General features: G+C 51.7%; 1 rRNA gene. It reads right to left on the reverse strand.

The features are described from left to right. Positions 1-5 precede the first annotated feature (5 nt). Positions 6-2,937: ribosomal RNA gene (locus AAV98_RS19575) — 23S ribosomal RNA — on the reverse strand. Positions 2,938-3,069: the final 132 nt, after the last annotated feature.

Below are 3,069 nucleotides of genomic sequence, written 5' to 3' on the forward strand. Positions count from 1 at the left end.
GTTGTTGGGTTAAGTCCTCGATCGATTAGTATTCGTCAGCTCCACATGTCACCATGCTTCCACCTCGAACCTATCTACCTGATCATCTTTCAGGGATCTTACTTACCGAAGTAAAAGGAAATCTCATCTTGAGGGGGGCTTCATGCTTAGATGCTTTCAGCACTTATCCCGTCCGCACGTAGCTACCCAGCTATGCCTTTGGCAAGACAACTGGTACACCAGCGGTGCGTCCATCCCGGTCCTCTCGTACTAAGGACAGCTCCTCTCAAATTTCCTGCGCCCACGACGGATAGGGACCGAACTGTCTCACGACGTTCTGAACCCAGCTCGCGTACCGCTTTAATGGGCGAACAGCCCAACCCTTGGGACCGACTACAGCCCCAGGATGCGATGAGCCGACATCGAGGTGCCAAACCTCCCCGTCGATGTGGACTCTTGGGGGAGATAAGCCTGTTATCCCCGGGGTAGCTTTTATCCGTTGAGCGATGGCCCTTCCATGCGGAACCACCGGATCACTAAGCCCGACTTTCGTCCCTGCTCGACTTGTAGGTCTCGCAGTCAAGCTCCCTTGTGCCTTTACACTCTGCGAATGATTTCCAACCATTCTGAGGGAACCTTTGGGCGCCTCCGTTACTCTTTAGGAGGCGACCGCCCCAGTCAAACTGCCCACCTGACACTGTCTCCCAGCCCGATAAGGGCTGCGGGTTAGAATTTCAATACAGCCAGGGTAGTATCCCACCGACGCCTCCACCGAAGCTAGCGCTCCGGCTTCTCAGGCTCCTACCTATCCTGTACAAGCTGTACCAAAATTCAATATCAGGCTACAGTAAAGCTCCACGGGGTCTTTCCGTCCTGTCGCGGGTAACCTGCATCTTCACAGGTACTATAATTTCACCGAGTCTCTGGTTGAGACAGTGCCCAGATCGTTACGCCTTTCGTGCGGGTCGGAACTTACCCGACAAGGAATTTCGCTACCTTAGGACCGTTATAGTTACGGCCGCCGTTTACTGGGGCTTCGGTTCAAAGCTTCGCTTGCGCTAACCTCTCCCCTTAACCTTCCAGCACCGGGCAGGCGTCAGCCCCTATACTTCGCCTTACGGCTTCGCAGAGACCTGTGTTTTTGCTAAACAGTCGCCTGGGCCTATTCACTGCGGCTCTCTCGGGCTTTAACACCCTAACAGAGCACCCCTTCTCCCGAAGTTACGGGGTCATTTTGCCGAGTTCCTTAACCAGAGTTCTCTCGCTCACCTTAGGATTCTCTCCTCGCCTACCTGTGTCGGTTTGCGGTACGGGCACCATACTCCTCGCTAGAGGCTTTTCTTGGCAGTGTGAAATCAGGAACTTCGGTACTATATTTCCCTCGCTATCACAGCTCAGCCTTATCGAGAAGCGGATTTGCCTACTTCTCAGCCTTACTGCTTAGACGCGCATATCCAACAGCGCGCTTACCCTATCCTTCTGCGTCCCCCCATTGCTCAAACGGAGTGGAGGTGGTACAGGAATATCAACCTGTTATCCATCGCCTACGCCTTTCGGCCTCGGCTTAGGTCCCGACTAACCCTGAGCGGACGAGCCTTCCTCAGGAAACCTTAGGCATTCGGTGGAAGGGATTCTCACCCTTCTTTCGCTACTCATACCGGCATTCTCACTTCTAAGCGCTCCACCAGTCCTTACGGTCTAGCTTCAACGCCCTTAGAACGCTCTCCTACCACTGTTCGTAAGAACAGTCCGCAGCTTCGGTGATACGTTTAGCCCCGGTACATTTTCGGCGCAGAGTCACTCGACCAGTGAGCTATTACGCACTCTTTAAATGGTGGCTGCTTCTAAGCCAACATCCTGGTTGTCTAAGCAACTCCACATCCTTTTCCACTTAACGTATACTTGGGGACCTTAGCTGGCGGTCTGGGCTGTTTCCCTCTTGACTACGGATCTTATCACTCGCAGTCTGACTCCCATGGATAAGTCTTTGGCATTCGGAGTTTGACTGAATTCGGTAATCCGATGAGGACCCCTAGTCCAATCAGTGCTCTACCTCCAAGACTCTAACACATGAGGCTAGCCCTAAAGCTATTTCGGAGAGAACCAGCTATCTCCAGGTTCGATTGGCATTTCACCCCTACCCACACCTCATCCGCTCACTTTTCAACGTGAGTCGGTTCGGGCCTCCATTCAGTGTTACCTGAACTTCACCCTGGACATGGGTAGATCACCTGGTTTCGGGTCTACGACCACGTACTCATTCGCCCTATTCAGACTCGCTTTCGCTACGGCTCCGTCTCTTCGACTTAACCTTGCACGGGATCGTAACTCGCCGGTTCATTCTACAAAAGGCACGCTATCACCCATTAACGGGCTCTAACTACTTGTAGGCACACGGTTTCAGGATCTATTTCACTCCCCTTCCGGGGTGCTTTTCACCTTTCCCTCACGGTACTGGTTCACTATCGGTCACTAGGGAGTATTTAGCCTTGGGAGATGGTCCTCCCTGCTTCCGACGGGATTTCTCGTGTCCCGCCGTACTCAGGATCCACTCAGGAGGGAACGAAGTTTCAACTACAGGGTTTTTACCTTCTATGACGGACCTTTCCAGATCGCTTCATTTACCCCGTTCCTTTGTAACTCCATGTAGAGTGTCCTACAACCCCAAGAGGCAAGCCTCTTGGTTTGGGCTAATTCCGTTTCGCTCGCCGCTACTCAGGAAATCGCGTTTGCTTTCTCTTCCTCCGGGTACTAAGATGTTTCAGTTCCCCGGGTCTGCCTTCCATACCCTATGTATTCAGATAAGGATACTGCTCCATTACGAGCAGTGGGTTTCCCCATTCGGAAATCTCCGGATCAAAGCTTACTTACAGCTCCCCGAAGCATATCGGTGTTAGTCCCGTCCTTCATCGGCTCCTAGTGCCAAGGCATCCACCGTGCGCCCTTAATAACTTAACCGTTGACCAATTTGGTCATGTGTCGATATCAGCGATGATATCTTAAAAGAAAATTACTAAGATGAACGATATTTTGTGAATATCTTGATATTAGTTACATTATCTAGTTTTCAAGGAACAACTGCGACAAATC

It is taken from the genome of Bacillus sp. CHD6a (assembly GCF_001293645.1).
GTDB lineage: Bacteria > Bacillota > Bacilli > Bacillales > Bacillaceae_I > Sutcliffiella_A.